At 63.3% G+C, this 25,239-nt stretch carries 22 protein-coding genes and 1 pseudogene; 20 read left to right on the top strand and 3 right to left on the bottom strand.

What is annotated here, in order from left to right; all coding sequences use genetic code 11:
* Positions 1-263: 263 nt before the first annotated feature.
* Positions 264-1,163: an SMP-30/gluconolactonase/LRE family protein gene (locus BXA00_RS02760; protein ID WP_076515995.1), complete on the top strand. Its 900-nt coding sequence runs from the start codon at positions 264-266 to the stop codon at positions 1,161-1,163.
* Between the two features lie 39 nt (positions 1,164-1,202).
* Here the strand turns inward: BXA00_RS02760 and BXA00_RS02755 are convergent, their stop codons facing one another.
* Both BXA00_RS02755 and BXA00_RS02750 read right to left on the bottom strand, forming a co-directional pair.
* Complete coding sequence (locus tag BXA00_RS02755; protein WP_083714149.1) at positions 1,203-2,804, bottom strand: ABC transporter substrate-binding protein; 1,602 nt, start codon at positions 2,802-2,804, stop codon at positions 1,203-1,205.
* Positions 2,805-2,979: 175 nt separating this feature from the next.
* Positions 2,980-3,753 carry an IclR family transcriptional regulator gene (locus BXA00_RS02750; RefSeq protein ID WP_076515993.1) on the bottom strand — a complete coding sequence of 258 codons (774 nt, stop codon included), beginning with the start codon at positions 3,751-3,753 and terminating at the stop codon, positions 2,980-2,982.
* 229 nt (positions 3,754-3,982) lie between these two features.
* Between BXA00_RS02750 and BXA00_RS02745 the strand changes: the two genes are divergently transcribed.
* From BXA00_RS02745 to BXA00_RS02680, 16 genes and pseudogenes are all read left to right on the top strand, one after another.
* A complete protein-coding gene (locus BXA00_RS02745; protein WP_076515991.1) occupies positions 3,983-5,305 on the top strand; it encodes an ArgE/DapE family deacylase in 1,323 nt (440 codons plus the stop codon).
* A gap of 40 nt (positions 5,306-5,345) precedes the next feature.
* Positions 5,346-6,950 (top strand): ABC transporter substrate-binding protein, encoded by a 1,605-nt coding sequence (locus tag BXA00_RS02740; protein WP_076515988.1) that lies wholly within the window; start codon positions 5,346-5,348, stop codon positions 6,948-6,950.
* Positions 6,947-7,924, top strand: a complete 978-nt coding sequence (locus BXA00_RS02735; protein ID WP_156902727.1) for an ABC transporter permease — start codon at positions 6,947-6,949, stop codon at positions 7,922-7,924. Before BXA00_RS02740 ends, BXA00_RS02735 begins: the two co-directional genes overlap by 4 nt.
* A complete protein-coding gene (locus BXA00_RS02730) occupies positions 7,921-8,760 on the top strand; it encodes an ABC transporter permease (RefSeq protein WP_076515986.1) in 840 nt (279 codons plus the stop codon). The genes BXA00_RS02735 and BXA00_RS02730 overlap by 4 nt, the downstream gene beginning before the upstream one ends.
* Positions 8,760-10,391 (top strand): ABC transporter ATP-binding protein, encoded by a 1,632-nt coding sequence (locus BXA00_RS02725; protein WP_076515984.1) that lies wholly within the window; start codon positions 8,760-8,762, stop codon positions 10,389-10,391. The genes BXA00_RS02730 and BXA00_RS02725 overlap by 1 nt, the downstream gene beginning before the upstream one ends.
* Positions 10,384-11,823, top strand: coding sequence for an amidase (locus BXA00_RS02720; protein WP_076515982.1), 1,440 nt, complete (start codon positions 10,384-10,386; stop codon positions 11,821-11,823). The genes BXA00_RS02725 and BXA00_RS02720 overlap by 8 nt, the downstream gene beginning before the upstream one ends.
* Before the next feature lie 208 nt (positions 11,824-12,031).
* Positions 12,032-13,096, top strand: coding sequence for a class II fructose-bisphosphate aldolase (fba, locus tag BXA00_RS02715; protein WP_076515979.1), 1,065 nt, complete (start codon positions 12,032-12,034; stop codon positions 13,094-13,096).
* 420 nt (positions 13,097-13,516) lie between these two features.
* Positions 13,517-14,035: an Hcp family type VI secretion system effector gene (locus BXA00_RS02710; RefSeq protein WP_076515977.1), complete on the top strand. Its 519-nt coding sequence runs from the start codon at positions 13,517-13,519 to the stop codon at positions 14,033-14,035.
* Positions 14,036-14,192: 157 nt separating this feature from the next.
* Positions 14,193-16,322, top strand: a pseudogene (locus BXA00_RS02705) (type VI secretion system Vgr family protein).
* On the top strand, positions 16,319-17,197 hold the full coding sequence (locus BXA00_RS02700) for a DUF4123 domain-containing protein (protein ID WP_076515975.1): 879 nt from the start codon (positions 16,319-16,321) through the stop codon (positions 17,195-17,197). The pseudogene BXA00_RS02705 and the gene BXA00_RS02700 overlap by 4 nt, the downstream one beginning before the upstream one ends.
* Positions 17,194-20,019, top strand: a complete 2,826-nt coding sequence (locus BXA00_RS02695) for a toxin VasX (RefSeq protein ID WP_076515974.1) — start codon at positions 17,194-17,196, stop codon at positions 20,017-20,019. Before BXA00_RS02700 ends, BXA00_RS02695 begins: the two co-directional genes overlap by 4 nt.
* Entirely contained in the window at positions 20,019-20,996 is a 978-nt protein-coding gene (locus BXA00_RS28690; protein WP_156902726.1) for a DUF6708 domain-containing protein, read from the top strand. The genes BXA00_RS02695 and BXA00_RS28690 overlap by 1 nt, the downstream gene beginning before the upstream one ends.
* Entirely contained in the window at positions 20,996-21,166 is a 171-nt protein-coding gene (locus BXA00_RS28685) for a hypothetical protein (RefSeq protein ID WP_156902725.1), read from the top strand. Before BXA00_RS28690 ends, BXA00_RS28685 begins: the two co-directional genes overlap by 1 nt.
* A complete protein-coding gene (locus BXA00_RS02685; protein WP_076515970.1) occupies positions 21,166-22,143 on the top strand; it encodes a hypothetical protein in 978 nt (325 codons plus the stop codon). The genes BXA00_RS28685 and BXA00_RS02685 overlap by 1 nt, the downstream gene beginning before the upstream one ends.
* Positions 22,144-22,165: 22 nt before the next feature.
* Complete coding sequence (locus tag BXA00_RS28680; protein WP_172805846.1) at positions 22,166-22,315, top strand: hypothetical protein; 150 nt, start codon at positions 22,166-22,168, stop codon at positions 22,313-22,315.
* A 52-nt stretch (positions 22,316-22,367) separates the two neighbouring features.
* Positions 22,368-22,598: a PAAR domain-containing protein gene (locus BXA00_RS02680; RefSeq protein WP_369825593.1), complete on the top strand. Its 231-nt coding sequence runs from the start codon at positions 22,368-22,370 to the stop codon at positions 22,596-22,598.
* 103 nt (positions 22,599-22,701) lie between these two features.
* Here the strand turns inward: BXA00_RS02680 and BXA00_RS02675 are convergent, their stop codons facing one another.
* Positions 22,702-23,154, bottom strand: coding sequence for a GFA family protein (locus tag BXA00_RS02675; RefSeq protein WP_076515968.1), 453 nt, complete (start codon positions 23,152-23,154; stop codon positions 22,702-22,704).
* Between the two features lie 231 nt (positions 23,155-23,385).
* Between BXA00_RS02675 and BXA00_RS02670 the strand changes: the two genes are divergently transcribed.
* From BXA00_RS02670 to BXA00_RS02665, 3 genes are all read left to right on the top strand, one after another.
* Positions 23,386-24,267 (top strand): phosphoribosylaminoimidazolesuccinocarboxamide synthase, encoded by an 882-nt coding sequence (locus tag BXA00_RS02670; protein WP_076515966.1) that lies wholly within the window; start codon positions 23,386-23,388, stop codon positions 24,265-24,267.
* A gap of 198 nt (positions 24,268-24,465) precedes the next feature.
* Positions 24,466-24,624: a DUF5993 family protein gene (locus BXA00_RS29035; protein WP_369825592.1), complete on the top strand. Its 159-nt coding sequence runs from the start codon at positions 24,466-24,468 to the stop codon at positions 24,622-24,624.
* Positions 24,625-24,634: 10 nt separating this feature from the next.
* On the top strand, positions 24,635-25,207 hold the full coding sequence (locus tag BXA00_RS02665; RefSeq protein WP_076515964.1) for a disulfide bond formation protein B: 573 nt from the start codon (positions 24,635-24,637) through the stop codon (positions 25,205-25,207).
* Positions 25,208-25,239 lie beyond the last annotated feature (32 nt).

The raw sequence follows: 25,239 nt of genomic DNA, 5'->3' as shown, positions 1-25,239 counted from the left end.
ATAACGGGGAGCCGCCGCTCGGCCCGAAGGGCCAGGCCCGCCGGCATGGGGCGGTGCAGGGCGGTCCGATGACGGACATGCCAGGGCCCGGGGAAAGCACGGGTTAACCCTTGGGGCGCGATGTTAACGCCGTGAAGCTGACAGCTAGTTGTCAGTTTGGGGACGGATCAATCATGCCAGAATGACCGCGCCGGCCTCGACGACGAAGGCTGCGCGCCACCCTGGGAACCGGCCCCGAGCGGGGCGATAAAGGAGACAAAGCAATGCCGAATCGCGAGCTGTCCGTACTGGCCTCCGGCTATACCTATCTGGAAGGGCTGCGCTGGCACGACGATCGCCTGTGGGCGTCGGACTTTTACACCGGCCAGGTCATCACCGTGACTGAGCAAGGCGCCGTCGACCGCGTCTGTCTGGTCCCGCAGCAGCCGTCCGGCCTGGGCTGGCTGCCCGACGGCCGCCTGCTGATCTCGTCCATGAAAGACCGCAAGCTGCTGCGCCGCGAGGCCGACGGCACCTTGTCGGTCCATGCCGATCTGTCCGCCCTGACCGGCGGCCACATCAATGACATGGTGGTGGACGCGCAGGGCAGGGCTTATGTCGGCAACTTCGGCTTCGACATCATGGCGGGCGAGCCGGTCCGCACCACGACGCTGGTGCGCGTCGATCCGGACGGTGTCGCGCAGGTCGTGGCGGACGACCTGTGCTTTCCCAACGGGCCGTTCATCACGCCCGATGGCAAGACCCTGATCGTCAACGAGACCTTCGCCAATCGCATTTCGGAATTCGACATCCAGCCCAACGGCGTGCTGGGTCCGCGCCGGGACTGGGCCAACTTTGGCGAACTGCCCGACACCGATGACCTGTCCACGCTGATCGCCGCCTCCGCCATCGCCCCTGACGGCGGCGCGCTGGACGAGGAGGGCGCCCTGTGGGTCGCGGACGCCATCGGCAAGCGCATCGTGCGCGTCGAACGCGGCGGCCGGATCCTCGAACAGATCGACACGGGGGAATTCGGCATCTTCGCGGCTGCCCTGGGCGGCCCGGATGGCCGGACCCTGTTCATGGCGGCCGCGCCGGACTTCATCGAGGCCAACCGCCGAGCCAAGCCCCAGGCGCGGCTATTGGCGGCGCGGGTGGACGTGCCGCACGCTGGGCGGCCCTGAGGCCGCCCGCGGGCCGGGGCGCAGCGGCCCGGGCCGTGCCTACTTGGGCGCCAGCCACGCGTCTGCGTAGCTATCCACGGCGCCCAGTCCCGTCGTGATGGCGCCGTGCACGCGCTTGTCCAGGAAGGTGGAGTAGTTGGTGTCGTCGATCCACGCGAGCGGCACATCTTCGGCCAGGATCTTCTGCACTTCCGTGTACAGCCGCTGGCGTTCCTGGTCCGTCGGCGCGGTGGCGGCCTGGTCGAACAGTTCATCCACCTTGGGATTGCGGTACTGCGAGGTATTGGTGAACGCCAGGCCCTTCTTGATGTTGCTGCTGACGTACGTGCGCGAGACGCCGATGGCGGGGTCGCCATACTGGAACACGCCGTTATAGGCCATGTCGAAGTCCCAGTTGCCCATGCGCGTGGTCCAGCCGCCCACGTCGGTGCTCTCGATATCGATGACGATGCCGACCTTGCCCAGGCTCTGCTTCGTGTATTCGGCGATCCGGCGCTGCATTTCGCCATAGGGATTGGGGATGAGGCCAAGCTTGACGCGCACGCCCTTGGCGTCGGGCTTGAGGCCCATTTCGTCCAGCAGGGCGACGGCCTTCTTCGGATCGTAGGGGTACTGCCTGACATTGGGGTCGTAAAAGCGCGTATTGCGGTGGAACGGGCCGGTGGACACCGTGCCCATCCCGAACATGATGCGCTTGGCGATGAACTCTCGGTCGATGGCGTACATGACCGCCTGCCGGAAGCGCTTGTCGTCCATCGGCTTGCGCGCTTCGTTCATCTCGATCCAGTGCAGCGTGGACCAGTATTCGTAGCCCTTCTGCGTGACGTTGATGTGCGCCAGCTTGGCCACGCGAGGCATGTCGAAGGGCTCGATGTCCTGCAGCCAGGCCTGCTGCACCGTCCGCTGCTCCAGCGCCAGCCGGCGCGACGCCGCGTCGGGAATCACGCGGTAGGTGATGCCGTCCAGGTAGGGGCGGCCTTCCTTCCAGTAGTGCTCGTTCCTGACCAGTTCGATGTACGAGCCGCGCTCCCAGCGCTTGAACTTGAACGGCCCCGTGCCGATGGGCGCGTTGTTGTGCGGATTCTGTGCCAGCGGCGTGTCCACGTCGTACAGGTGCTTGGGCAGGATCACGCCGCCGCCGATATCGAAGGCATACAGGAAGGCCGAGTAGCGCTCCTTCAGATGGAACACCACCGTGTGCGCGTCCGGCGCGGTGATGTCCTGGATGTAGCGCATCAGCGAGCGCGTGCGCGGCGTGTTGGCCAGGATCTGCTTGTACGAGAACAGCACGTCGGCCGACGTGAATGGCTTGCCGTCGTGCCATTGCGCCTTGGGCTGCAAGTGGAAGGTATAGGTCAATTGATCGTCGGACACCTCCCAGGACCGGGCCAGGCTCGGCAGCGGCTTCAGGTCGAAGGAATAGGTCAGCAGGCTTTCGTAGATTTTTCCGGCCACCATCTGCGTGGTGCCCACCTGCTGCATCGCGACGTTCAGGTTGGGCGGCTCGGGATTCAGGATGGCGGTCAGCACGCCGCCGTGCTGCGGCTGGGGATCGGCGGCGCTGGCGGCGGGAACAGCGGCAATGGCGGCGGCGGCCAGCAGGCCCTGCATCAGGGCGCGGCGGACGTTATTGCACTTCAAGGCGAATCTCCTCGGGAGGGCGGCCCAGCGATGCCGACGGCCGCTGCTGCGTCAAATCTTAAGTATCAAATATTGATACGTAAGGATCCAGTCTGGCTATGGTGCAGCAGTGCGCCGGGCCGCGCAAGGCGGCCGGCGCTAGGGATTTCCCGTGAAAGGCGGCCGGCTTGCGGCCTCAGTTGCGGTTGGGGCGCCCGCTCAGGGCGCGCGCCGCCGAGATCGCCAGCGAGCTGAAACGCTGGGTGAAGGAGTCCGGCGTCCATTCGGCCAGGAGACCGGAAATGTGGATGGCCGCCAGGGGGCGTCCGCTGTGGTCGACCACGGCGCTGCCCAGCACGATTTCCCCGACCATGCTTTCTTCCAGGCAGAGGGCATAGCCCTGCACCCGGGCCTCCTGCACGCGTTGGCGGATCACGTCGGGATCGGTGATGGTCTTGGGCGTCAGCGGCCGCAGGTCGCTGCGCGCCAGGATGTCGTCGACCTCGGCGTCGGTCAGGTGCGCCATGATGGCGCGCCCGCCGGACGACGAAAACGTGGGCATCCGCCGGCCCACCAGCGTGGCGTAGAAGGTCTGGCGCTTGGTCTGACGGCGCAGCGCATAGACGATGGTCAGGTCGTCGAACAGGCTCAGGTCCACGCGTTCCCCGCATTCCTGCTGGAGCTGTTCCAGGATGGGCGTGGCGCGTTCCAGCAGGGGATGGCTGCGCAGGAAATCGAAGGTCCGGTCCAGGATCTTCTTGCCCAGCACATAGCCGCGCTGGTTGGTGCCGCGTTCCAGATAGCCCAGCGCCACCAGCGTATGCAGCATGCGCTGCGTGGAGCTGCGGTCCAGCCCCGACAGTTCCGTCAGCTCGTTGAGGCTGAGCGGACCGGGGTGATTGGAAAAAGCCTCCAGGATGCCGAAGCCTTTCGCCAGGGATTGGTTGAACCGGGTCTCGGTTGTGGCCATGTTGATTTCTCCGTTTCTCTTGTTATGTGCGGCCTTGCAAGCCCCGTTGCTACAGCGCGCGGATACGCACTGTAGCGGCAAGCATTTTCCAACAGGTCCTAGGGAAATTACCCATGGGTGTCGTATTGCTGCGCGCTTGTTCGAACTCTATCATGCCAAATATAGATATCTAAGTATCAACTATTGATACTTATATTTAAGCGATTTCATACTCGAAAAGGGGAATGCAATGATCGCCGTCGCAGCAGCCAGCGTGGACCAGGACAGAATCGCCGAAGCAGTGGCCGGACTTCGCCAGTACATGACCGATACGCTGACGGGCTTCGTGCAGTGCCGCAGCCTGCCCGGCCAGGAAACGTCCGCCGCAGAGTTCCTGGAGGGCGCGCTGGCCGACCTGGGCCTGACGTCCGAGCGCATCGCGCTGCGTACCGAAGAGCTCAAGAACCTGCCGCTGTATTCCCCCGCCTGCTGCCCCGACGGTGGCCGCTACAACGTGCTGGCGCGGCACGAACCCCGCAGCGCCGGCGGCCGGGCCGTACTGTTCAACGGCCACCTGGACGTGGTGCCCACCGGCCCGCACGAATTGTGGGATCCCGCGCCGTTCGACGGCGAACTGCGCGACGGCTGGCTCTATGGCCGCGGCGCAGGCGACATGAAGGCGGGCATCATCTGCGCCCTGGCGGCGTTCAAGGCCCTGCAGGATCTGGGCGTGCAGCCCGCGGGCGCCGTCGGCTTCAATGGCGTGCTGGAAGAGGAAAACACCGGCAACGGCACGCTGGCTACGGTGTCCGCGCTGCAAAGCGCCATCGCCGCCGCCAAGCTCAGCGCGTTCGACGCGGTGGTCATTCCCGAACCCACGCACGAGCGCATGATGAGCGCGCAGCTTGGCGTGTACTGGATGTACGTGGACATCGTGGGCCGGCCGGCGCATGCCGCCTATATGACCACGGGCGTCAATCCGGTCGAAACCGGCCTGCGCATCGTCGACGCCATGAAGCAGTTGGAGCACGAATGGAACCTGCCCGAGAACCGACATCCGGCCTACCGTGAGCACGCGCATCCCATCAACTTCAACCTGGGCCAGATCCACGCCGGCGACTGGAATTCATCCGTGCCCAGCGTGTGCACGCTGGGCATGCGTGTCGCCTGCTATCCGGACATGACCATCGATGAGGCCAAGCAACGGGTGGAAGCGCGCATCCGCGCCGTCGAGGCGGGCCTGACCGACAGCGACGTGCGTATCGATATCCGCTACGAAGGCTTTCACGCGCCCGGCTGCGAGTACGACCTGGACGTTCCCGCCATGCAGTTGCTGGCGGATGCGCACCGCCGCGTAGCGGGCGAACTGCCGCAGCCCACAGCGTTGACCGCCACCACGGACGGCCGCCATTTCCGGTTGATGATGGACGTGCCCGTGACCTGCTACGGCCCGAAGGTGCAGAACGTGCACGGTTTCAACGAATGCGTGTCGGTGGACAGCATGGTGCGCGTGGCGACCTCGCTGGCGCTCTTCATCCATGACTGGTGCGGCGTCGAACCGCTGCAAGCCTGAGTCCATCCGCGATCCTCTCTTTTCCTTGGGAAATCCTGCCATGAATGCCTTCAGTGCCTGCCGCGCCCTGGTGCGCTGCGTGCTGGCCGCCGCCAGCTTGCTGCCTTTCGCCGTCTCCCCCTCGCACGCCGCCGAAACCCCGCAATATGGCGGGATCCTGACCGCCATCGTCAATCCGGAGCCGCCCACGCTGAACGTGGCCGTGCAACAGGTGGCCAGCACTCAACTGGTGGCCGGCAAGATCTTTGAAAGCCTGCTGACCTATTCCTTCGACCTGAAGCCGCAGCCCGGGCTGGCCAAGTCCTGGGAAGTTTCGGCGGACCGCCTGACCTACACCTTCCACCTGCAGCCCAAGGTGCAGTGGCATGACGGCAAGCCGTTCTCGTCGGACGACGTGGTGTTCACCTACACCAAGATCCTGGCCAACACGCCGCGCACGCGGACGCTGATGGCGAACGTGCAGGAAATCTCGGCGCCCGATGCGCAGACGGTGGTCTTCAAGCTGAAGCAGCCGTACTCCGCCTTCCTGTATGCCTTCGACATTGGCGGCGGCGCGATCCTGCCCAAGCACCTGTACGACGTGGACACGCCGATCGGGCAGAATCCGAACAACAACGCGCCGATCGGGACCGGGCCGTTCAAGTTCAAGCGCTGGGAGCGCGGTTCCTACATCGAGCTGGTCAAGAACGAGCACTACTGGAAGGACGGGCGTCCCTACCTCGACGGGATTACCTACCGCGTGATCCCCGATTCCGCATCGCGCCGCGTGGCGTTGGAGCAGGGCACGGTGCTGCAGGCCTGGCTGCAGGATATCGAGCCCGTGGACGTGGCGCGCGTGGCCAAGCTGCCCAGCATCGCGCAGACGCACAAGGGCTACGAATACTGGTCGACGATGCAGTGGATCGAATTGAACGGCGGCCGCCAGCCGTTCTCGGACAAGCGCTTCCGCCAGGCGCTGATGTACGGCATCAACCGCCAGTTCATCGTCGACAAGATCATGTTCGGCACGGGCACGGTCGCCACCGGCCCCATCCATCACAACACGCGCTTCTACGATTCCAACGTCAAGTCCTATCCCTACGATCCCAAGAAGGCCATCGCGCTGCTGGATGAAATGGGCCTGAAGCCCGACGCCAAGGGCGTGCGCGCCTCGGTCGGCCTGATTCCGCTGCCCTACGGCGAGATGCAGCGCCGCGTGGCCGAATACGTCAAGCAGAACCTGGCCAAGATCGGCGTGGCGGTGACGCTGGAGAACACCGACGTGGGCGGCTGGACCAGCCGCGTGGGCAACTGGGACTACGACATGGGCTCCAACGGCGTGTTCCAGTACGGCGATCCGGCGATCGGCGTGTCGCGCACGTACCTGGGCAGCAACATCAAGAAGGGGCTGATGTTCACCAATACGTCGCAGTACAACAACCCCAAGGTCGATGCGCTGTTCAATGCCGCCGCCACCGCCGCCACCGATGAAGAGCGCCAGAAGCTGTACAGCGAGGTGCAGCGCATCCTGGTGGAAGACGTGCCCGTGCTGTGGATCGCCGATACCAACTATTCGACCCTGCTGAACAAGCGCGTGCATGACGCCGTGACGACCGCGCTGGGCGTCGTCGACACGCAGAGCGACGCCTGGCTGTCCAAAGAATGAAGAAGATCGCCAAGTTCCTGGCGAACCGGGTGGTCAAGAGCGTCCTGGTTCTGCTGATGATCGCGCTCTTTAACTTCTTCCTGGTGCGGGCGGCGCCGGGCGACCCGGCCGAGATCCTGGCCGGCCAGTCCGGCGCGGTGGACGCCGAGTTCATCGCCAAGCTGCGGCAGGAGTTTGGTCTGGACAAGCCGATCGCGGTGCAGTTGGGCCAATACCTCAAGAACGTCGCCACATTCGACTTGGGGTATTCCTATCGCCAGCAGGCGCCGGTATCCAGCCTGATCCTGGAGCACCTGCCGGCCACCTTGCTGCTGACCCTGTCGGCATTCGCCTTTGCGCTGCTGGCGGGGGTAAGCCTGGGCACGCAGGCCGCGCTGCGCGTCGGGAAGTGGGGCGATACCGTCATCACGACCCTGTCGATGCTGGCCTACGCCACGCCGCTGTTCTGGGTGGGGCTGATGCTGGTGCTGCTCTTTTCCGTGAACCTGGAATGGCTGCCGGCCTTCGGCTATGAAAGTGTCGGCGCCAACCTGACCGGGCTGGCGCGCCTGGCCGACGTGGCCAAGCATCTGCTGCTGCCGGCGCTCACACTGGGCATGTTCTACATGGCGGTCTACGCCCGGCTGACCCGCGCGTCCATCCTGGAAATCAGCCAGCTGGACTTCGTGAAGACGGCGCGCGCCAAGGGTCTGTCCGAACGCACGGTGATCGTGCGCCACGTGCTGCGTAACGCGCTGCTGCCCGTCATTACCTATGCCGGCATCCAGGCGGGCGGGCTGATCGGCGGGTCGCTCCTGGTGGAAACGGTCTTTGCGTGGCCGGGTATCGGCCGGCTGGCATTCGACGCGCTGATCCAGCGCGACTACAGCGTGCTGCTCGGCGTGTTCTTCGTGGCCTCGCTGATCGTGGTCGTGGTCAACCTCATCACCGACATTCTTTACACGGTGGCGGATCCCAGGATCGAACTCAAATGAAAGCGTTCATGCAATCGTTCTGCCGCAACAAGGGCGGCGTCATGGGCCTGATCGTGGTCGCGCTGGTTGCGCTGGTGGCCATCACCGCGAGCTGGATCTTCCCCGACAGTCCCTGGGACATCATCAACGGCCCATTCATGCCGCCGCTGTCCGAAGGCGCATTGCTCGGCACCGACACGCTGGGGCGCGACATCGCCTCGGGCATCGCCTATGGCTCGCGCGTCACGCTGGTGCTGGCCGCCGTGTCCACGGCGGTGTCGATCCTGCTGGGCATCACCGTCGGCGCGCTGGCCGGGTTCTACGGCGGACGAGTAGACCAGGCCATCGTGGGGTTCATCGAACTGTTCCAGACCATCCCCAGCTTTTTCCTGGCGGTGGTGCTGGTGGCGATCCTGACGCCCAACATGGCCACGGTGATCTTCGCCATTGCCGTGGTGTCCTGGCCGCCACTGGCGCGGCTGGTCCGCGCCGAATTCATGAGCCTGAAGAACCGCGAGTTCGTTCAGGCGGCGATGCTGTCCGGGCAGTCGAACCTGCGCATCATCCTCACGCAGATCCTGCCCAACAGCCTGTCGCCCGTGATTGTGTCGGGCTCCCTGATGATCGCCAGCTCGATCCTGCTGGAATCGGCGCTGAGCTTCCTCGGCCTGGGCGACCCCAACGCCATGACCTGGGGCTACATCATCGGCGCCTCGCGCAGCGTGCTGCGCGACGCCTGGTGGATGAGCGTGTTTCCCGGCGTGGCGATCCTGATGACGGTGCTGGCGCTCAACCTGATCGGCGAAGCGCTCAACGATGCGCTCAACCCCAAACTGGCCCGCAGGAGGACGACGTGATGAGCGCGCTGCTGGAAATCCGTGATCTCAGCGTAACGGCCGCCCATGGCGGTCCGACGGTGGTGCAGGGCGTGTCCTACACCGTGAACCGCAACGAGATCCTGTGCGTGGTGGGTGAGTCCGGCTCGGGCAAATCGGTCACCGCGCACGCCATCATGGGACTGCTGCCGGCTGACCAACTTAGCGTCACGCAGGGGCAGATCCTGTATGGCGGGCACGACCTGGTCCACCTGTCGCCCACCGACTGGTACGGCCTGCGGGGCCGGTCCTTCGGCATGGTCTTCCAGGAACCCATGACGGCGCTCAACCCCATCATGCGGGTGGGCCGCCAGGTCGACGAGGTGCTCGAGCGCCACACCAACCTGGGCGCCGCCGCCCGCAAGCAGCGCGTGCTGGACCTGTTCGGCCAGGTGTTGCTGCCCGATCCGCAGGCCATGTACGACGCCTATCCGTTCCAGCTGTCGGGCGGCCAGCGCCAGCGGGTGGTGATCGCGATGGCCCTGGCCCTGGAGCCGGACGTGCTGATCGCCGACGAGCCCACGACCGCGCTGGACGTCACCACGCAGGCGCAGATCCTGGACCTGATCAAGGATATCCAGCGGCGCATGGGCATCGGCGTCATCTTCATCACCCACGATTTCGGCGTGGTGGCCGACATCGCCCACCGCATCGTGGTGATGCGCAAGGGGACGGTGGTGGAGTCGGGCGCGGCCGAAGACATCCTCAACCGTCCGCAGCATCCCTACACGCGCCAGCTCATCGCGGCGGTGCCGCACAAGCCCGAAGGCAAGGATGAGGCCGCGGCGGCGCAGCCGCTGATGGTGGTGAAAAATCTGTGCAAGACGTTCGCCACGGGCGGGCGGCGCGTCGATGCGCTGCGCGACATTTCGCTGGAGATCCGCCAGGGGGAAACGCTGGGGCTCGTCGGGGAGTCCGGTTCGGGCAAGTCCACGCTGGGCCGCACGCTGATCGGGCTGATCGCGCCCGACAGCGGCAGCGTGCGCATGGAGGGCCAGGAGCTCGTGGGCATGAAGCCGCGCGATTTCCGTCCGTACCGCCGCCAGATCCAGATGGTGTTCCAGGATCCCTACGCGTCGCTCAATCCGCGCCATCGCGTCATCGAGGCCGTGGCGCAGGGGCCGATCGCCTTCGGCGAAAACCGCAAGACCGCACTGCGCGAGGCGCGCGAACTGCTGGAATTGGTGGGCCTGGGCGGCGACGCCGGCGACCGCTATCCGCACCAGTTCTCGGGCGGGCAGCGTCAGCGGGTGGGCATCGCGCGCGCGCTGGCGCTCAAGCCGCGGCTGCTGGTCGCCGACGAGGCGGTGTCGGCGCTGGATGTGTCGATCCAGGCCCAGGTGCTGGACCTGCTCAAGACCGTGAGCGGGCAGTTCGACCTGTCGGTGCTGTTCATCACCCATGACCTGCGCGTCGCCGCCCAGATCTGCGACCGCATCGCGGTGATGCGCCAAGGGCAACTGGTGGAGCTGGATCGCGCCGCCACGATTTTCTATCACCCCCAACATGAATACACGCGCCGCCTAATCGATTCGGTGCCGGGCAAGGCCTGGAACAAGCCCGATCTGGATGCGCTGTCGGATCCCTCGACCAGGAGCAAGCAGTATGCGTGACACCGAGTATCAGTTGCTGGACGGGCTGGCGCTGGCCGGCCTGCTGGCCCGGCGCGAAGTCCGCGCCGAAGACCTGATGGCCTGCGCCATCAAGCTGGCGCGGGAACGCGCGCCGGCGATGAACGCGCTGTGCTACGAGCGCTATGAGGAATCGCTGGACGTGGCGCGGGATTGGCAGCCGCGGGGGCCGTTCGGCGCCATCCCCTTCCTGCTGAAGGATTCCGGCCTGGCGCACACGCGCTTTCCGTCCAGCCTGGGTTCGCGCCTGCTCAACGACACGGCCTATGCGCGCAACGCCACGCTGGCCGACCGGTTCGAGGCCGCCGGCCTGATTCCGTTTGCGCGCACGACCGTGCCGGAATTCTGCATGGCGCCCACCACCGAGGCGGCGCGCAACGGCGACCCCACCCGCAATCCCTGGGATCCGACCCGCTCGTCCGGCGGATCCAGCGGCGGTGCGGCCGCGGCGGTGGCCGCGGGGATCGTGCCGCTGGCCCATGGCAGCGACGGCGGCGGCTCGATCCGGATCCCGGCGGCTGCCTGTGGCGTCTACGGCCTGAAGGTTTCGCGCGGGCGCGTGCCGATGGGGCCGTTCCGCGGCGAAGGCTGGGGCGGCCTGGCGACGGACGGCGTGCTGTCGCGCTCGGTGCGCGACACGGCCGCGGCGCTGGACGCCATCGGCGGCCATGAACCGGGCGCGCCTTACACGGCACCCTCAGGCCCGGCTTCGTACCTGAAGGTCCTGGACGAATCACCGCGCAAGCTGCGCATCGCCCTGTGGCGCGACGCCTGGAACGGCATTCCGGTGGCGCCCGAATGCGTCGCGGCAGTGGAGCGGGCGGCCGTGCTGTGCCGCGAGCTTGGACACGAGGTGGTGGACAGCGCGCCGCCGGACATCGAATACGAGGCGTTCGTGCTGGCCCACGCCAACGTGCTGGCCGGCAATATCGTGCTGTCGGTCGACACGCGCCTGGGACTGACCGGCCAGCCGCTGCGCGACGGCGACCTGGAACCCGTCCTGCGCGAGGGATATGAATACGGCAAGACGCTGCCGGCGGCGCACTACATCGCCAGCGTGAACCGGTTCCACGCCATCGGCCGCATCCTTGACGGCTACATGCAGGGCTACGACGCCATCCTGTCCCCGTCGCTCACGCAGCTTCCCCTGAAGCTTGGCGATCTCTCGACCGACAAGGGCTCGTTCCTGGACTTCCGCCGCAAGGTCGCCACTTACGGGACGTTCTCGGCGGCATTCAATGCGTCCGGGCAGCCCGCGGCCAGCCTGCCGCTGGTCTGGACCGAGGCCGGCCTTCCGGTGGGCGTGCAGGTGGTCGGCCGCTACGGACGTGAAGACCTGGTGCTGGCGCTGTCGGCCCAACTGGAGGCGGCCCAGCCCTGGGCGGGACGGATCGCCATTCCCAGGGCGGCCTGAAGGCCGCGGCGGCGGGGCGCAGGCTGTTCGGCCCCCCCCGCATCGGCCGTGCAACGGAGGTTGCCAACCGGCCCTACGCCGTTCGGCATCGTCTGAATGGATAGGATACCGGCCGTTGCAAGACCTTTCTTCGATTCCCCCGTAAAATCACCCCATTCAGCAGGACTTCAACCATCTTTCAATAGACAGTACCTAAGGAGGACCACTCATGGCCCTAGTCTCCATGCGCCAGTTGCTCGACCACGCCGCCGAGCACGGCTACGGCATTCCGGCTTTCAACGTCAACAACCTGGAACAGGTCCAGGCCATCATGGAAGCCGCGGCGGAGACCGACAGCCCGGTGATCATGCAGGCCTCGGCCGGCGCGCGCAAATACGCGGGCGAAGGCTTCCTGAAGTACCTGATCCAGGCCGCCGTTGAGTCCTACCCGCACATCCCCGTGGTCATGCACCAGGATCACGGCCAGTCGCCCAAGGTCTGCCAAGGCGCCATCGACCTGGGCTTCTCCAGCGTCATGATGGACGGTTCGCTCAAGGAAGACGGCAAGACCATCGCCGACTACGACTACAACGTCGAAGTCACCAAGAAGGTCGTGGACATCGCGCACAAGCTGGGCGTGACCGTCGAAGGCGAACTGGGCTGCCTGGGTTCCCTGGAAACCATGGAAGGCGACAAGGAAGACGGCCACGGCGCCGACGGCAAGCTGACCATGGACCAGCTGCTGACCGATCCGGAGCAGGCCGCCGACTTCGTGCGCCGCACCCAGCTCGACGCCCTGGCCATCGCCATCGGCACCAGCCACGGCGCCTACAAGTTCACGCGCAAGCCCACCGGCGACATCCTGTCGATCTCCCGCATCAAGGAAATCCACGCCCGCCTGCCCAACACCCACCTGGTGATGCACGGCAGCTCCAGCGTGCCGCAGGAACTGCTGGCCGAGATCCGCGAATTCGGCGGCAACATGAAGGAAACCTACGGCGTGCCCGTCGAGGAAATCCAGGAAGCCATCAAGTACGGCGTGCGCAAGATCAATATCGACACCGATATCCGTCTGGCCATGACCGGCGCCATCCGCCGCTTCTTCGCCGAGAACCCCGAAAAGTTCGACCCGCGCGAATACCTCAAGCCGGCCCGCGCCGCCGCCAAGGCGATCTGTGTCGCTCGCTACACGGAATTCGGCACGGCCGGCAACGCCAGCAAGATCAAGCCGCTGCCGCTGACCGAAGTCGCCGCGCAATACGCGTCGGGCAAGCTGGCCCAGGTGGTTCAGTAAGTCCGTGGCGCCGCTGGCAGGCGGCGCTCAAGGCAAAAGGGCGAGTCCTGTGGGCTCGCCCTTTTTTTGCGGGATTGCTTTCCCGGCAGTCCTTCACACGGTTTCTCGTCCGCCTGAATAGGGGGCGGGCCAGATTTGACCCGCCCGGGCCAAAAATGGCCCGCTCGAAGTGCTTGGTTATCAAGGGCTTATGACGCGGCGAGCCAAATTTGGCCCGATTTCTCGGTCAAAACCCGGGTTTGCGTCACGCTGCCCCTGCGGCAGTCCTTATGGCATCCCGCCAAATTCCTCGTAGCCCTTTGATTCTTCAAGGGTTTCTCCCGCGCTGACCCACCTGGCACGGATTTCGCATATGTCGCCGCATCCCACCTTCGGGATGCTTCGGCCCCAACGGGCCTCACGACGACAAGGAATCCGTCAATGCCTACTCCCGCCTACATCAGCATCACCGGCAAAACCCAGGGCAACATCACCCAGGGCGCCTTCACCGCCGACTCGGTCGGCAACGTCTACGTGGAAGGCCACGAAGACCAGATCCTGGTCCAAGAGATCGAGCACCGCGTCAACACCCCCACCGACCCGCAAAGCGGCCAGCCTTCGGGCCAGCGCGTGCACAAGCCGTTCATCTTCACCAGCGCGCTGAACAAGGCCACGCCGCTCATGTACCAGGCCCTGGCCGCCGGCGAAATGCTGCCCAAGGTCGAAGTGAAGTGGTACCGCACGTCCATCGACGGCAAGCAGGAACACTTCTTCACCACCGAACTGGAAGACGCCACGATCGTGGACATCACCAGCGTCCTGCCGCACGCGCAGGACCCGGGCAACGCCGACTACACGCAGCTCATCAAGGTGGCCATGGCGTATCGCAAGATCACCTGGACCCACGCGATCGCGGGCACGGAAGCCTCGGACGACTGGCGCAAGCCGCTGGAGAGCTGAGCGGGGTGAGCCAGGACGGTTCGCCGCGCTACGGCACCTCCTGGCGCGTCGCTCAATCCAGCCCTCGGAGTCGCCGCCAGCGGTGATTCCGTCTTCTTCTTGACCATCGGCAGCCGCAACGATTGCTCGCAACGTTGCGGCTGCGCAGGATACCGAGATGACCCGTTTATCCGATCTGCGATTCACGTTCTCGCCGGCGGCCGCCGACGTGGACTTCGACGTCATCGAGTTCACGCTGGATGAAGCGCTGTCCGAGACCTTTCTTTTGCGCGTGGCGTTGTCCAGCTTCGATGCGGCCGTGGACTTTGGCGCGCTGCTGGACCAGCCTGCGCTCTTCACGATCTGGCGCGGTGATGTGCCTGTGCGCCACGTACACGGCATCGTCACCAGCTTTGAACAGGGCGACACCGGTTTCCGGCGCACCCGCTACCGCGCCGTGGTGGAACCGGCGCTGGCGCGCGCGTCGCTGTGCTCCGACTGGCGCATCTTCCAGCAGCAGTCGGTGCCGGAGATCCTGGATCAGGTCATCAAATCCCACGGCATCACGGACTATGAACAGGTCACCACCCACGAACACCTCCCACGAGAATACTGTGTCCAAGCCGGCGACACGGACCTGCAGTTCCTCGACCGGCTCGCGGCAGAGGAAGGATTCTTCTACCGTTTTGCTCACACCGACAAGGGCCACCGCCTGATCCACGGAGATCGCATCTACGTCCACGGCGCGATCGATGGCGGCCCGGTCATCTACAACCCCACACCAGGTGGAGACCAGCCCGAGCCCGCACTGCGCCGATTCACGTACGCCGAACACGTGCGCACCGCCCGCCAGACGCAGCGCGACTACACCTACACCCACCCGCAATACGACCAGGAGCATTCGGCGTTAGCGCGCGAACTGGATCACCAGGACGCCCGCTACGAACGCTACGACTACCCCGGCCGCTACAAACGCGACGAAGCCGGCAAACCCTTCACCCACAGCCGCCTCCTCGGTCTACGGCGCGACGCCCGCATGGCCCGCGTCGAAGGTGACGACCCGCGCCTCATTCCCGGCGTGGCGTTCGACCTGACCGGCCACCCGCGCGAAGACTGGAACCACGGTTGGCGCCCCGTGCGCATGCAGCACCACGGCATCCAGCACACGAGCCAGCAGGAAGACGGTGCCGACGCCGCGCAAGGCACCTAATACCGCTACACCGCCGACATCGTGCCGGACAAGGTGGACTGGAAGCCGGAACCAGCCCTTAAACCCCGCATCGACGGCCCGCAGATCGCCTCGGTCGTGGGACCTGCCAACGAAGAAATCTACTGCGACGCCTACGGTCGCGTGAAGGTCCAATTCCCCTGGGACCGATTGGGCCGCAATGACGAACACAGCTCCTGCTGGATCCGCGTCTCGCAGAACTGGGCGGGCGCGGCCTGGGGCCACATGGCCATCCCGCGCATCGGCCAGGAAGTGATCGTCGATTTCCTGGATGGCGACTGCGATCAGCCCATCATCACCGGACGCACTTATCGCGCGATCAACCTGCCGCCCTACGAATTGCCGCTGCACAAGACGCGGATGACGATCAGGAGCAAATCGCACAAGGGCGATGGCTACAACGAGCTGCGCTTCGAGGATGAGCTGGATCGGGAAGAAATCTACGTCCATGCGCAGAAGGACCAGAACATCCACGTCAACCACAACGAATCCACCTTCATCGGCAATGACCGCAGCGAACAGGTCCAGCACGACGAGACCATCGCCATCGGCCACGACCGCAAGGAAACGGTGGGCAATGACGAGCATGTCACCATCGGCAATGACAGGCGGCACAGCGTCACACAGGACGACTTTCTGGACATCGGCCGCAATCACGTCATCCGCACGGCCAAGGATCGAATCGAAGAGGTGGGGAACCATCGGATCGACAAGACCATGGCGAACCACCTGATCGATGTGGGCGGCCACGTGGCGTTCACCGTACGGGGACACCATCAGCTTGCTGCCGGAAAAAGCATCGAGCGCAAGACGCTTAAGTACGATTTGCAGGCCAGCGAAAACATCGTCATTAAAGGCCCCGGGGGGACGATCACCATCGATAGTGGCGGCATCACTTTGGAAGCTATCGCCATACAGCTGAAGGGGCCAATAAGTCAGAGCGGTGGTTCAGGCAACCAACTGAGCATCAAAGGCGTTGCAGAGCAAGGACGCGCGCTCAACAGTTTGTGCGCCATGCGCAGCGACGGCACGTGTCCTCTTGAGCATTGCCCCTGTGGCCGGTTGAGGGTGAGCCCATGACGCTCCAGCCTACGACACCCGATGCGCTGCTGGCGCGCGTCCAGCAGTCGCCTCAACTGCTCCTGATTCTGGACGCAGGCTTGGAGCCGGAGCTGGAGGCCATCGTGCGTAAGCTGGATCACCGCATCTGGCATGCCTGGGTATACAGCCATACCGAATATGCCTCCCAGCATCGGGATGGGCCCTTGCTGATTCAGGCCCGCAGCGATTCGCCTTTGCTGCAGGCGTTCATGCAACCTTGGGTTCGGTTGCACTGGGGCGGATTGCTTTTATCCGACCAATCTTTCAATACGGTATTGGAGCACCTGCGCAGCCAGCGGCACGCGCTATTGCCGGACGGGACGCAGCCGCTGTTGAGGCTGCACGAGCCGCGCGCTTTGCGAGGGATGGTCCGGGACATGGACTCCCTGGAGCTCGACACGCTGTTGGGCCCTGTCGACCATTGGTATTGGTGCGAATGGAACGAGGGGAAAGGGGATTGGTACAGCGTGGGCCACAGTATGCCGGGTCGCGGGCAAGCCGCCAACGGGCCATTGAGGCTGAGCGCCACGCACCTGCATAGCCTTCAGGCGCAGCAAACTCAGTACCGCAACATGCAGTTCGTGCGCCGTTTGCTGGCCAGCGGCATTGCCGCGCTTGATGGCATCGACGAAGCGACGATGCTGACCTACGTTCAAAAGCACACCGAGGATGCGTTCTCGCGGGGCTTCGAAAACAACGAAGACATGCTCGGCTTCCTGGATGTGTACTTTCGCTACCACGAGCAGCTCTTCGAGAAGCAAAGTGCGCTGGCCAGGATCATGGGCGACTTGAAAACGCCTGCGTGGCGTCGTCTATTGCGGGCGCACGCCTTGATGGAAGGAATCACCGCATGACCGTCATCACCAAAACGCCGCAAGAGCTGAACAGCTGTACGCCCAGCGGCGCTGCCCAATCGCCGCATCATTGCAGCAAGGTCGTTCCATTCTTTCCATTACGGTATTCCGTCGCGCCCGCCGAGCGCGCTGGATTCGCCTATAGCCACCCCAATCTGGAACGCGGCTTCCCTGCGCTTGCGAGCACCCAGTACGTGTTGCGTGCATTGCGCGACGACGATGGCTACCTGTACATCCATGACCCGGACAACCGGGAACAGATTCTGTGCTTTGTCTATCGCAGCCCGGACGGCGATACCAACGGTGGCCAGCGCAGGCCCGCGCAATTCCAGCGGCTTCAGTTGAACGCCGAGTTCCGTGCCACGGGATTGGTCGGAGAGCTGCTGCCGTTTCCCTATATTCCCGCCTACGACCACGATCCGGCATGGGTCTCGATCTGGTTTGCCGATACCTTGCTGAGTCCCGACAAGCTTGCCTCCTTTCTGGACAACACGGATAACGTGCGCGGAACCCTGGGTACGGAGGTGGATCTTGCGCCGTGGCTGGCCGCCTTCAAGGCGAACCCCAGCCCCGAAGCAGCACCATCCGTCAAACATACCATTCGCCTGGAAGACATTGCGGACCAACACGCTGTCGGACTCGACGGCCAGAAGGTCCCGTGGTCGGAATACATCAACAGCGCGCGCCTGCCGACGACCGCTGACATGAGCATGGCTCAGGGACCGGGCAGCGCACGGCTGATGGTCGCGTTGCATGATCCGGTGGGACTGGCGAGCGAACTCAATCACCGCATCGATAGTGTGCTCAAGCAATGGAACGCATACAACCAGGATGCGGCCCGCTTGCGGTGGGTCAGCGGTGTGATCGAGACGCTGGGCGACAACCTGGCCCGGGAGGTCGAGCTCCAGACGTTCTCCAATGATGCGGTGGGCAGCGCGCTACCTCCGGGCACGACCGGCGGCGCGGCGAATGCCGCACGCGATTACGCCTATAGAAAGGGGCTGGCGGCAAAGCGCGATTTGTTCAGGGAAGCGGTAGATCAAAAGGCTCGGGCGGAGTTCCTTGAGAAGGATGATCCTACCGTGGCCCATTATCAACAGCAGCTGGATGCCGCGGCTGCAGACCTCATTCCGTGGGGTCAAGCCTATGCCGGTCCGGGCGCGCTGCCATGGAGCCTTCGCAAACTTTACGATTGGGAGGATGCACGCTGTTTCGTGGCTGGCCGGGCCGCCGTTGTACGCACCCTCCATGGCCTGATCTGCAGCGCCGCGGGCACGCAAGAACTTTCCCGCCAGTTGACGCCCAGCGGGCCACGCGAGGGGAGTCTGCTGGGTCTCGCCCTGCTTGGACATCCCAAGATCGGTGCCTGGGCCACGGTGCGTCAGGTGCTGGAGACCACGACGGACCAATTGGCCAACAAGACGTTAAAGGACCTGGGCACCCTAGTCAAGGAGATCAAGCCCGATGCGGCGTCCCGGCAACTGACTGCGTTGGCGATGCTGTCATTGACGAAAGGGCAGAATCCGATGGCGGCCCAGGCACTCTGGAGCAGCCGATACGCCGCCATGTTTGAGGTTGCGGAGGGCCAACTTGCCAGCCCGGTGCAAATTGCCACCCGAGACGTTCCTGACCTGCTGCGGCGCGAGGCCAACCTTGCTGGCACGGTGAACTTCCGTTTGACCGCAGTGGCCCAAGGGGCCAAGGATCAGATCACCGTAATACGGCTCGTGTCCGCGCTCGAGGCAGTGGATCAGGCCGAGGTTCGCGAACTGGTGCCCAGGCTTACGTTCAGGTTATCGCTTTGGCACGGGACCAAATTGGGCCTGGGCGGCCTGAGCGTACTTACTTCCGTGACAAATACCGCTGCGGCGTTCAACCAGTTCACGACGGGCGACCAAACCGCGCTGGTCAACAGTTTGAACGCTACCGGGAACCTGCTGGGTTTGGGCGGAGGGGGAAAAGGGCTTGCGTCCGCGGTATTGGCCCGGCAACGGGATCTGGCGGCGTTAAGCGGCAAGGCTGCCGAGGCGGAGGCGCTAAAGAAGCTGGCGGATCGGGCGGATCGTTGGGCGATTGGTTTGGTAGCGGGGGCTGCGCTCGTCATGGCGTTCAAGGATATTAATTCGCTAGCAAAACAGGAACATACTGAAAGGAAGGTTACGTACGTCGGGATTGCGCTGCAAGGCGCATCGGCTGGTGTAGGTTTTTCCTATCTCGGCGCAAAGATGTGGACGCGAGAGATAACTCGGTTAGGAGGAAAATTAGCACTGCAAAAAGCCGGACAGGCTGTCTTGTTCGGCGCATTGGAGCGGGCAGTAATCTGGTTTGCCGATGCGCCAGTGGCCTTGATCATCGCTGCATTGCAGCTCGCCTATACGTGGAACCAAGCCCGTGCCGATAAGGCCAAAGTCGCAGACTGGATCAGGAGAGGATGCCTGGGTCTTGATCCAACGCTTGATGGTACGGCGGAGCAAAAGGGGTATTACGAGTTGTTCCTCAAACCCAGAATAGAAGCCAGTTATAAGGTCGGCAACATTATGCTTGAGGGCGTTCTTCCGAGCGTGGGGCGTTCGCGGCCTCAACGCGATGTCGCCGTAGTGCTGCCGGGCTGGCAGCCACAAATCAGTGCATATGCGCTTACGCAGCATGTGGCTTTTGGTCTGATGACCGAAAGCGCTTTCAGCGACCCTGCGAAAGTCGAAGTCAAAGCGGGCAACGGCTACCTGCGTTTAGAAGCTCATAACCTGTTCGGCAATACGGTGGTGCGCTATTGGCCCAACGGTTTTACCCAGCCGGATTTGGTACTGGAGATGACGAACTGATGGCCAATCCCCCCCCCTTGCTCAACTTTGAACAAATGTTGGCCAACCTGAAGCGTCGTTCGGATTGGCAGCAACTTCCCGACATCCGTGTCGCGATGTGGCCTGGCCAGGTCAGTTTTTCGGACGACCTCTCTGACAAACATCTATTCAATGATCGCTATTTGGAAAGCCGTGTTTCTGTTGGAAAAATGGCCTTTGTTCTCTATTTGACGTGTGGCGCGTTCGTATTTACGTCTCTGTCTTCAATTTCCCTAATAATTTCCGAGTTCATAAATGGCCTCGAATTCAGCGAAATAATATCCCTCTATTGGATAGCTGTACTTTTCTGCGCATTCTTTTTTTTGCTTGCATACGGTCTAACCAGAATTACACCCTCTTGTGTTCGATTTAACCGTCAAGCCCAAGTTGTGCATATCTATGGAGGGCCGAACAAGGCGACTACCGCGCCATGGCGAGACGTCTATCCCTTCACCGAGTTCAGTGCATCCGCGGATGGAAAATTTTCCCTTAACCTGGTGTTTCGCACGGGGCCAACCGATCTGGCCATGGCTTCCGGGGCCTTCGACATCGGCGATGAATCCGCACTTGTAGATAATCTAACTCGCCTGGAGTTCCTCCGCCGCTACATGGCTGAAGGCCTGTCCGCCGTACAGCCTGATCCACAGCGAACCTTGTACAAACCCAGTGGCTTCACCAAGGCCGTCAATTTCAAGGATGATGGCTTCATCGATTTCCTGTTAGCAAGACTGGTGGTCATGCCAGGGTATTACCTGGCGGGCGGCCCCCTGATCGATCGGTATCTGATCCGCCGTGCTGCCAGCGCCCAGTGGCCTGAGGAAGTGGAGCGCCTGTGCGCACCAGGCGCCGACCTGAGCGGCTATGACACCACCCCGGTGGAAGCGCGCAAGGACATTTATCACCGCTTCAACGGCCATGGCTTTGACTTGGTCAACCTTATAGGCGAGGTGGTGGGCTGATGCTCGCGATTCAAAAGTGGCAATGGAAATTGTTAATGTTCCACGCCAAGGTCGCGAAGCGGGACGCCAAGATCGCCAAGCGGCATCAGATGCATGCACTTCATGCGTCTGTGCGCTATTGGCCCAACGGCTTTACCCAGCCGAATCTAGTACTGGAGATGACGAACTGATGGCCAACTCACCCCCCTTGCTCAACTTCGAACAAATGTTGGCCAACCTGAAGCGTCGTTCGGATTGGCAGCAACTTCCCGACATCCGTGTCGCGATGTGGCCTGGCCAGGTCAGTTTTTCGGACGACCTCTCTGACAAGCATCTATTCAATGATCGCTATTTGGAAAGCCGCGTTTCTGTTGGAAAAATGGCCTTTGTCCTTTATTTGGTGTGTGGCGCATTTTTGGCGACCTTCATTCCAGTGGGTATTTCTATAATTTCTGCAGCAGTGAGAGGCAAGAGCGCGATCGAAATTATCTCCGACGATTGGATAATCGCGCTCTTCTCGGTCCTGATGTTTTGTCTAGGATACGCACTCAGCAGGATTACACCCTCTTGTGTTCGATTTAACCGCCAAGCTCAGGTTGTGCACATCTATGGAGGGCCGAACAAGGCGACCACCGCGCCGTGGCGGGACGTCTATCCCTTCACCGAGTTCAGTGCATCGGCGGATGGAAAATTTTCCCTTAACTTGGTGTTTCGCACGGGGCCAACCGATCTGGCCATGGCTTCCGGGGCCTTCGACATCGGCGATGAATCCGCACTTGTAGATAATCTAACTCGCCTGGAGTTCCTCCGCCGCTACATGGCTGAAGGCCTGTCCGCCGTACAGCCCGATCCACAGCGAACCTTGCACAAACCCAGTGGCTTCACCAAGGCCGTCAATTTCAAGGATGATGGCCTCATCGATTTCCTGTTAGCAAGGCTGGTGGTCATGCCAGGGTATTACCTGGCGGGCGGCCCCCTGATCGATCGGTATCTGATCCGCCGTGCTGCCAGCGCCCAGTGGCCTGATGAAGTGGAGCGCCTGTGCGCGCCAGGCGCCGATTTGAGCGGCTATGACACCACCCCGGTGGAAGCGCGCAAGGACATTTATCACCGCTTCAACGGCCATGGCTTTGATCTGGTCAACCTTAGGGGTGAGGTGGTGGGGTGAAGGTCGCAGTTCAAAGTTGATTATGGCAATCGCTTTTCCCGACAGCTTGGCCGAGGTCATCGAATACAACGTTCCTTACACCCCTTTTCCGAAGGAAATTGATGAGCTCTGCGGATTTGTGGAGAAGCGCACACCGATCATGCGTCTGAATAGCGAGCGGATTGATTCGTGACGCCGGTCGGTTCTACTGGCTCATTCTGGTTGAATGTTCCTGATGCAAGGTAATGCCATGCGCCCTATTGTTCTTTGTTGGTCACCGCCATGATTGTCCTACCCATGGCATGGGAACCGTCGTCAGCGGCGCTGCACACGCAAATGTAGAGGGTTATCCGAAAGCCCGTGTCGGGGACAGGATAAGCTGCGAAGCGGTCATCCAGACCGGATCGTCGACCGCGGTCTGGAAGGTCGGGCAGTTGCACGGGTGGGTGATGCGACCAGCCACAACGCCGCTTTGATCGAAGGGGAAGGTGGCTGGCTGGTCGATTGATCGGCTTGAGTTGGTGGAAGCCTCGATAGCAGCGATGCCGCTGAACCTGTCGGCTTGGCGACTGTTTAAGGCTACGCCGGCGAGTTTCTCGGAAAATGCGGCACCGTGCGATCCACGTGATGCCACGAAGGCGCCGAATCCGTCCACAGGCTGACCTTGGCGTGGAACGCTTCCGGATCATCCAGCGACCCCGCGCGCACGACTTCATAACCCATGCCCTCCGAGCCGCCGAACAGCGGCGTCCCACAGGCGGGGCAGAAACTGCGCATGACGGTATGCCCGGAGTCGCCCTGGTAGCGGTGCTCCTTGGGCTGGCCGCGCAGCAGCGTCACCGTGCCCGCCGGGAAGATCAGCGCATGGGCCGGGGCGCCGCCGCTGGAATATTGGCAGTCCCGGCAATGACAGGTGGCGGCCGTGATGGGCTCGTCGGTGAGGGCGTAGCGGATGGCGCCGCATTGGCAGCCGCCTGTCATGTGTACCTGCGCGTCGGCGTGGGGCATGCGCTTGGGGGAAGCATCCTGCATACGGCTTTGTCTCCGGGCGGTGGGTTGCGCCGTGACGCCTGGGGCGGCCGGCGCGAATAATGGGTGGGAATAAAGCCTAACCCGGCCCTCGGCCAGCGGCAAGGCGAACTTATTTGCAGTAATCTATGCGCTTTGCGGGGGCCGCTCCCGCACAGTGTCCGATTTCGTTCTACTTCCCGCCCTGGCGCCCGCCCGCGGCGGGAATGTTCATTTTTGCCATAGGCCATTCCCGTGACTTCTGCTTTGCATGAATCCAGCATCAAGTCCTTGCCGCTGCTGGGCCGCGGTAAGGTGCGCGATATGTACGCCGTCGGCGACGACAAATTGCTGATCGTCGCGTCGGATCGTATCTCCGCCTTCGATGTGATCCTTGACGACCCCATTCCCGGCAAGGGACAGGTGCTGACCGAGTTGACCGAGTTCTGGTTGCAGAAGCTGGCCCATATCCTGCCCAACCATTCCACCGGCGTGAAGCCCGAGGACGTCGTGGCGCCCGATGAGGTGGACCAGGTGCGCGGCCGTGCCGTGGTGGTCAAGCGCCTGAAGCCCATCCTGGTGGAAGCGGTCGCCCGCGGCTACCTGATCGGTTCCGGCTGGAAGGATTACCAGGCCTCCGGCGCCGTGTGCGGCATCAAGCTGCCGGCCGGGCTGCAGCAGGCCAGCAAGCTGCCCGAACCGATTTTCACGCCGGCGGCCAAGGCCGAGTTCGGCATGCACGACGAAAACGTGGATTTCGCGCATGTGGTCAAGGAAGTCGGGCAGGAAATGGCCGAGCGCATCCGCGACGTCACGCTCAAGCTCTACGCCGAGGCCGCAGCCTTCGCGGCGACCAAGGGCATCATCATCGCCGACACCAAGTTTGAGTTCGGCCTGGACGATGACGGCACGCTGCACCTGATGGACGAAGTCCTGACGCCCGATTCGTCGCGCTTCTGGCCGGCGGACGGCTATCGCGTGGGCATCAGCCCGCCGTCGTTCGACAAGCAGTTCGTGCGCGACTGGCTGGAAACCCAGACCTGGGACAAGACGCCGCCCGCGCCGCGCCTGCCCAAGGACGTGCTGGACAAGACGGCGGCCAAGTACCGCGAAGCGCTGGACCGCCTGATCGCCTGATATTTGCCTGATGTTTGCCTGATCGGTCGCCCGACCGATCGCGCTTGATGAAACCCGCTCTGTACCCAGAGCGGGTTTTTTTTGCCTGCTCCCAGTCGCTGCAAGGGGAAACCCGGGGCTTGGTACGCCAATTATTTCGGATTGTTACGCTATACTCGTCCGCGCTTGGTTCGGGACATCCGTGATAAGGAGCGCCGCATGGTGATGATGTTGCCTTTTGTGACTGGGACGCTGGCGGTGTGGTTCGGGTTGACGGGCAGGCGCCGTCCCTGCGTGACGTTCTGGCTGCTCACCCTGGCGCTCTTTGCCGCCTGGTGCCAATACCACATGACCAGTCCGCTGGCGCTCTCCCTGTGATGCGCGGACAATGATCTTTTCCCTCAACCCCGCGCGCGGCTCGCGCATCCTGAACGCGCTGGCCCTCCTGGGCGTCAGCGCCATCCTCTGCATGGCCTTCGTCTGGCAATTCGCGTATGACGAACTGCCGTGCCCGCTCTGCCTGCTGCAACGCGTGGCGCTGATTCTTGCCGGCGTCGGGTTCCTGCTCAACCTCCGGCTGGGGCCGTCGCCCATGCACTATGCGATGAGCATCGCGGGGGCGATGGGCGGCATGGTCGCCTCGGGGCGCCAGGTCCTGTTGCACATCGCGCCCGGCGATCCGGGCTACGGCACGCCATTGCTCGGCCTGCATTTCTATACGTGGGCCTTCATCGCGTTCGCGGGCATCATCGCGTTCTGCGTCGTCATGCTGTGCGTCGACCGGAAATGGGGCGACAGCATGCTGAAAAAGCCGGTATCGGCGCTGGGCATGGTGATCATGGCCCTGTTTTTTGTCGTGGTCCTGGCCAATGCCGGCAGCACCACGCTGCAGTGCGGCTTCGGGCCTTGCCCGGACGATCCGGTCAGCTATCTTTGGCTGGACAGGGCGGCCGCGCAGTAGCGGTCCGCAGACGCCGGGTAAAATAGCGGGTT

This window comes from Achromobacter sp. MFA1 R4 (assembly GCF_900156745.1).
Classification (GTDB): Bacteria; Pseudomonadota; Gammaproteobacteria; order Burkholderiales; family Burkholderiaceae_B; genus Achromobacter.
Note: the sequence above shows the minus strand (reverse complement) of the source record. Positions and strands in the feature narration are given on the sequence as shown.

Bases quoted from the DNA above. Each gene is read 5' to 3' on its own strand.
- BXA00_RS02680 (WP_369825593.1), top strand. From the start codon at position 22,368: ATGCCATGCGCCCTATTGTTCTTTGTTGGTCACCGCCATGATTGTCCT.
- BXA00_RS02665 (WP_076515964.1), top strand. From the start codon at position 24,635: ATGATCTTTTCCCTCAACCCCGCGCGCGGCTCGCGCATCCTGAACGCG.
- BXA00_RS02750 (WP_076515993.1), bottom strand. From the start codon at position 3,753: ATGGCCACAACCGAGACCCGGTTCAACCAATCCCTGGCGAAAGGCTTC.
- BXA00_RS02760 (WP_076515995.1), top strand. From the start codon at position 264: ATGCCGAATCGCGAGCTGTCCGTACTGGCCTCCGGCTATACCTATCTG.
- BXA00_RS02730 (WP_076515986.1), top strand. From the start codon at position 7,921: ATGAAAGCGTTCATGCAATCGTTCTGCCGCAACAAGGGCGGCGTCATG.
- BXA00_RS02695 (WP_076515974.1), top strand. From the start codon at position 17,194: ATGACCGTCATCACCAAAACGCCGCAAGAGCTGAACAGCTGTACGCCC.
- BXA00_RS02700 (WP_076515975.1), top strand. From the start codon at position 16,319: ATGACGCTCCAGCCTACGACACCCGATGCGCTGCTGGCGCGCGTCCAG.
- BXA00_RS02740 (WP_076515988.1), top strand. From the start codon at position 5,346: ATGAATGCCTTCAGTGCCTGCCGCGCCCTGGTGCGCTGCGTGCTGGCC.
- BXA00_RS28680 (WP_172805846.1), top strand. From the start codon at position 22,166: ATGGCAATCGCTTTTCCCGACAGCTTGGCCGAGGTCATCGAATACAAC.
- BXA00_RS02685 (WP_076515970.1), top strand. From the start codon at position 21,166: ATGGCCAACTCACCCCCCTTGCTCAACTTCGAACAAATGTTGGCCAAC.
- BXA00_RS28685 (WP_156902725.1), top strand. From the start codon at position 20,996: ATGCTCGCGATTCAAAAGTGGCAATGGAAATTGTTAATGTTCCACGCC.
- BXA00_RS02675 (WP_076515968.1), bottom strand. From the start codon at position 23,154: ATGCAGGATGCTTCCCCCAAGCGCATGCCCCACGCCGACGCGCAGGTA.
- BXA00_RS29035 (WP_369825592.1), top strand. From the start codon at position 24,466: ATGGTGATGATGTTGCCTTTTGTGACTGGGACGCTGGCGGTGTGGTTC.
- BXA00_RS28690 (WP_156902726.1), top strand. From the start codon at position 20,019: ATGGCCAATCCCCCCCCCTTGCTCAACTTTGAACAAATGTTGGCCAAC.
- fba (WP_076515979.1), top strand. From the start codon at position 12,032: ATGGCCCTAGTCTCCATGCGCCAGTTGCTCGACCACGCCGCCGAGCAC.
- BXA00_RS02720 (WP_076515982.1), top strand. From the start codon at position 10,384: ATGCGTGACACCGAGTATCAGTTGCTGGACGGGCTGGCGCTGGCCGGC.
- BXA00_RS02745 (WP_076515991.1), top strand. From the start codon at position 3,983: ATGATCGCCGTCGCAGCAGCCAGCGTGGACCAGGACAGAATCGCCGAA.
- BXA00_RS02735 (WP_156902727.1), top strand. From the start codon at position 6,947: ATGAAGAAGATCGCCAAGTTCCTGGCGAACCGGGTGGTCAAGAGCGTC.
- BXA00_RS02710 (WP_076515977.1), top strand. From the start codon at position 13,517: ATGCCTACTCCCGCCTACATCAGCATCACCGGCAAAACCCAGGGCAAC.
- BXA00_RS02725 (WP_076515984.1), top strand. From the start codon at position 8,760: ATGAGCGCGCTGCTGGAAATCCGTGATCTCAGCGTAACGGCCGCCCAT.